Raw genomic sequence first — 5,979 nt, 5'->3', positions numbered from 1 at the left:
TGATGCTTCAGTTATTTCGGTTTTAGAAGAGATGTTAAAAGCCGCACTTATAGTAAATTCTTTTGAGGAGTGTAGGAAGTCTTTTAGTATCATCATAAATAAGTAGTGTGGGTAATACCTACCTTACTTAGTAAACTGTTTGAAATCATCGACAATATGATGACTTTGTCCCTCGAATTGCAGTCAAGTTTAGAGAGTAAAATTAAACAATTTGAGGAGGAAAGAACCATGCCTTTAATTAGTAATATGGAGTTACGAGGAATAGAACAGGGTAAGGAAATTGGCAAGGAAATTGGCAAGGAAATTGGCAAGGAAATTGGTAAGGAAATTGGTAAGGAAATTGGCGCGTTAGAAAAAAGCCGCGATGACATAAAAACAGTTTTAACTGTGCGGTTTGGACAAATTTCTTCAGAAATTGAAGAGATAATCGGCAAAATGACTAACCCTACCATCTTAGAAGAGCTACTAAAATTAGCAGCTACTGCTAATTCTCTCGCAGAATTTAAGCAGTCTTTGGCTAAAATCAATATCTAGAAAACGGGTTTCTTTGAGAAACTCTTTGAGAAACCCGTTTTCTAAATTGCAGAAAACGGGTTTCTGCGAGAACCTCTTTGAGAAACCCGCTTTCTTTGAGAAACCCGTTTTCTTGTTCCTTTGAGAAACCCGGTTTCTTGTAATAAATGTTAATTTCTGTTACAGGTATCTTGAAAGATTCAGGATTCTTTGCATAAAATAGCCGTAGTAATCTTTCTAGGTCAACGTCATGACTCCCACTCTTTTGCCGAGCCTTCCTGCTGTTGAAGATGTTTTGTTTAATTTTGCTCAATCTGATGGCTTGAGTCAAGCTAATCAGGTGAATAGTGCGAGAAATCAGGGTTTAACCGCTACCGTAGTTTTCCTCGATGCTGGTATTACCGATTATCAAACCCTCCAAGCTGGAGTAATTCCAGAAGTCGCCACCGTTATTCTCTCTGCCAATCAAGACGGAATCGAACAAATATCCGCTTTTTTACAACAAAATCCCCAGATTACCACCATTCACCTCGTTTCCCATGGTGCGCCGGGATGCTTATATTTAGGGAATTGTCAACTCAATTTAACAAATATTTACGATTACCGCCAACAGTTACAGAATTGGGCAAATATTCATCATATTCTACTGTACGGTTGTCAGGTCGCGGCGGGAGATGCAGGAGAAGAATTTATTGAGAAGTTGCATCAGTTGACGGGTGCGACGGTGATGGCTTCAGCGACACCTACAGGAAGTAGTCGAGGAGGAGGAAATTGGGAGTTAGAGGTAATGGTTTCTCCCGCTGAAAGTGAGCAAGATTTGAATATTTCTTTGGCGTTTGATGGGGAGACTTTAGCGACTTATGAGGGAGTATTTGCTCTTTCTTTAGTTGGAAGGTGGGATCGTTTAAGCTTTGCCAATGCGGTGACAGTAGTAGGTAACTACGCCTACGCGGTGGGGGATACATTAGAAATTATTGATATTAGTAACTCTGTTCCAACTTTCGTCGGCAATTATGCTAATACTTCTGGCTATGCTCGGGATGTGAAAATAGTCGGGAACTACGCTTATGTAGCTGAGTTTTGGTCAGGACTGTACATCATCGACATCAGCAACCCCACTAACCCTATTCTGAAAAGTAATTATCAGGCCGATACTGATATCCCTTTTATCCAGACTTTGGCTGTGGAAGTAGTGGGGAATTACGCTTATGTAGCTGATGGGCTAGGACTGTACATCATGGACATTAGCAATCCGACAACACCTACTCTCAAGAGCCGTTATTATGGCGTTTTTGCTGATGATGTGGAAGTAGTCGGTAACTACGCTTATATGGCCTCTGATAGTAGAGGACTGCAAATCATGAACATCAGCAACCCAGCCGCACCCACTCTTGTGGGTAATTATGATACTCCTGGCAGGGCTTGGGGTGTGCAAATAGTCGGCAACTATGCTTATGTAGCTGATTGGACTTCAGGACTGCAAATCATCGATATTAGCAACCCTACTAACCCCACTCTCAAGGGTAATTATAATACTCCTGACGCTGCTACTGGTGTGCAAGTAGTCGGTAACTATGCTTATGTATCTGATGGGAATTCAGGACTACAAATCATCGACATCAGCAACCCAGCCGCTCCTACTCTTGTAGGTAATTATGATACTTCTGGCTCGGCTTATGGTGTGGAAATAGTCGGCAACTACGCTTATGTGGCTGATTGGGCTTCAGGACTGCAAATCATCAACATCAGCAACCCAGATACTCCCACTCTTGTGGGTAATTATGATACTTCTGATTATGCTGATGGTGTCGAAGTAGTCGGGAATTACGCTTATGTTGTAGATGGTAGTTCAGGACGACTACAAATCATCGATATTAGCAACCCTACTAACCCCACTCTCAAGGGTAATTATGATACTCCTGGCTGGGCTTGGAATGTACAAATAGTCGGTAACTACGCTTATGTAGCTAATGATTATTACGGACTGCAAATTATCGACATTAGCAATCCGACAACCCCCACTCTCAAGGGTAATTATGATACTTCTGGTTATGCTGATGGTGTCGAAGTAGTCGGTAACTATGCTTATGTAGCTGGGAGTTCAGGACTGCAAATCATCGACATCAGTAACCCTAGTAATCCCACTTTCAGCGGCGGCTATTATGATTATAATGATAGTGGGTTTCTTGATGTACAAGTAGTCGGCAACTACGCTTATGTAGCTGCTGGTGATTCAGGACTGCAAATCCTCGACATCAGCAACTACGACTTTATGTTCGGCTTTGTTCCAATTTTAAAAGGTAATTATGATACTTCTGGCATTGCTTTTGATGTGGAAATAGTCGGTGACTATGCTTATGTAGCTGATTATGATTCAGGACTGCAAATCATCGATATTAGCAACCCAGCCGCTCCCACTCTTGTGGGTAATTATGATGCTAGCTATGCTAAGGATGTGCAAATAGTAGGCAACTATGCTTATGTAGCTGATGGGTCAGGACTGCAAATTATCGACATCAGCAATCCAGCCGCTCCTACCCTTGTGGATAATTATATTACTGGCTATGCTGAGGGTGTGCAAATAGTCGGCAATTACGCTTATGTAGCTGATGGGTATTCAGGACTGCAAATTATTGATGTGAGCGACTTCAATAACCCATCGCCTTTACCAAGTGTCACCTTAGCAGTTTCCACCACCAGTGTTACTGAAGATGGAACAACTAATTTAGTTTACACTTTCACCCGCACAGGAGACACAACCAATCCTTTGACGGTCAATTTTAAAACAGTCGATGATACAGACTCGTGGAAAACAGCCATCTTTAACACAGATTACAGTCAAACTGGTGCAGCCAGTTTCCCAAATTACTCAAATGAAACAGGAACAGTGACTTTTGCTGCTAATTCTGCGACTGCAACTGTAACAATTGACCCCACAGCAGATACCACAGTTGAAGATGACGAAACCGTCAGCTTAACCCTCACTTCTGGGACTGACTATACAGTTGGAACAACTACTCCAGTGACGGGAACGATTCTCAATGATGATACCCGTGTTACTCTTCAGGTTTCTCCTAGTCTTGTCACCGAAGATGGGACAACCAACTTAGCTTACTTCTTCTACCGCGACGGTGTAACAACTAATGCTTTGACAGTTAACTATACAGTTGGGGGTACAGCTACCTTTAATACAGACTATACCCAAACCGGTGCAGCGAGTTTTAATGGGACAACAGGGACAGTTACTTTCGCCGCTAATGCTAATAATGCTACCGTAACAATTGACCCGACAGTAGATAATATAGCTGACCCGGATGAAACTGTAACTTTAACCCTCGCTTCGGGGACTGGTTATACAGTGGGGACGACCACCACAGTGACGGGAACAATTAATGACGATATCAACCCCCCTACCCCCACTTTCATCAGCAAATATGATACTCCTGGATGGGCTTTTGGTGTGGAAGTAGTGGGAAATTACGCATATTTGGCTGATTATGATTCAGGACTGCAAATCATCGACATCAGTAACCCCACTAACCCCATTCTCAAAGGCAATTATGATACTGACGGCGCTTGGGATGTGGAAGTAGTGGGGAATTACGCATATCTAGCTGATGGGAGTTCAGGACTACAAATTATCAACATCAGTGACCCCACTAACCCCACTTTCATCGGTAATTATGACAATTTTAGTGCAGTCGTTGATGTGCAAGTAGTGGGGAATTACGCATATTTGGCTAATGGGAATTCATTACTGCAAATCATCGACATCAGCAATCCCACCAACCCCACATTAAAAGGCAGTTATGATGATAGTTCTGGTTTTGCTGATGGTGTACAGGTAGTAGGAAATTATGCTTATATAGCTGATTATTTTTCAGGACTGCAAATCATCGACATCAGCAATCCTACCAACCCCATATTAAAAGGCATTTATAATACTTCCGGCAATGCTAGGGATGTGGAAGTAGTGGGAAATTATGCTTATGTAGCTGCTCGTGATTCAGGACTGCAAATCATCGACATCAGCAATCCCACCAACCCCATATTAAAAGGCAATTATTATAGTTCCGGCGAGGCTACTGATGTGCAAGTAGTAGGGAATTACGCATATCTAGCTGCTGGAGGAGGTGGACTGCAAATCATCGACATCAGCAACCCTACTAATCCCACTATCAAAGGTAATTATAAAAACGACTATGACTATGCTTTTGATGTGAAAGTAGTCGGTAGTTATGCTTATGTAGCTGCGCGTGAAGGCGGATTGCAGATTATTGATGTGAGTCAGTTTACCAGTTCACAAACTGTTACTCTTGCAGTTTCTCCTAGTAGTGTTACTGAAGATGGGACAGCTAATCTCATTTATACCTTCACTCGTAGTGGAGTAACCACTGATGCTTTAACTGTCAACTATACAGTTGAAGGGACAGCAACCAATGGAACCGATTACACTTCTATCCCCACCAGTGTCACCTTTGCTGCTGGTTCAACCACTGCTAAAGTCACAATAGACCCCACTGCTGACACAATAGTAGAAAGTAACGAAACCGTTATTTTAACCCTCGCTTCTGGGACAGGATATGCAGTTGGGACTACCACTCCAGTTACGGGAACAATTACCAATGATGATACCAGTATCACCCTAGCAGTTTCCCCCGCAAGTGTGACAGAAGACGGAACAACCAATCTCATTTATACCTTCACTCGTAGTGGAGTAACAAGTAATGCTTTAACGGTTAACTATACAGTTGGGGGGACAGCAACCAATGGAACCGATTACGCTTCTATTCCCACCAGTGTCACCTTTGCCGCTAATTCAGCGACCGCGACTGTAACTGTTGACCCCACTGCTGATACCACAGTTGAAAGTGATGAAACAGTCATTTTAACCCTCGCTTCTGGGACAGATTATACAGTTGGGACTACCACTCCAGTGACGGGAACAATTACCAATGATGATTTCCCTAGTATTACTCTTGCGGTTGCTCCCAGTAGTGTGACAGAAGATGGGACAACTAACTTAGTCTATACCTTCACTCGTAGCGGAGTAACAACTAATCCTTTAACGGTTAACTATATTATTGGTGGGACAGCAACCAATGGAACCGATTACGCTTCTATTCCCACCAGTGTCACCTTTGCTGCTAATTCAGCGACCGCGACGGTAACTGTTGACCCCACTGCTGATACCACAGTTGAACCCGATGAAACAGTCATTTTAACCCTCGCTTCTGGGACAGGATATGCAGTTGGGACTACCACTCCAGTTACGGGAACAATTACCAATGATGATATCAGTGTCACCCCAATCGAAACCTTCGGTAACACCAAATTAGTCAAAGACGCGACTAATAAACTTTATGCTCAAATTGGTAATAATAACCCCATCGCCATCAAAAATGGGGGGACTCAAATTACCACAAATATCTACCCAGGTTGGCAAACTTTAGCAGCAGAAACCGT

At 42.8% G+C, this 5,979-nt stretch carries 2 protein-coding genes; both read left to right on the top strand.

The features are described 5' to 3' along the window. Positions 1-156: 156 nt before the first annotated feature. Positions 157-534: a hypothetical protein gene (locus tag O9324_RS15015; RefSeq protein WP_288140597.1), complete on the top strand. Its 378-nt coding sequence runs from the start codon at positions 157-159 to the stop codon at positions 532-534. 229 nt (positions 535-763) lie between these two features. Beyond that, positions 764-5,979: DUF4347 domain-containing protein (locus O9324_RS15010; protein WP_288140596.1), on the top strand; the 5,216-nt coding region annotated here is incomplete at its 3' end.

The sequence above is a fragment of the Microcystis sp. LE19-84.1B genome, assembly GCF_027531875.1.
In the GTDB taxonomy this organism is placed as follows: Bacteria; Cyanobacteriota; Cyanobacteriia; order Cyanobacteriales; family Microcystaceae; genus Microcystis; species Microcystis panniformis.
Note: the sequence above shows the minus strand (reverse complement) of the source record. Positions and strands in the feature narration are given on the sequence as shown.

Coding starts and splice junctions, on each gene's coding strand:
- O9324_RS15015 (WP_288140597.1), top strand. CDS start 157: ATGATGACTTTGTCCCTCGAATTGCAGTCAAGTTTAGAGAGTAAAATT.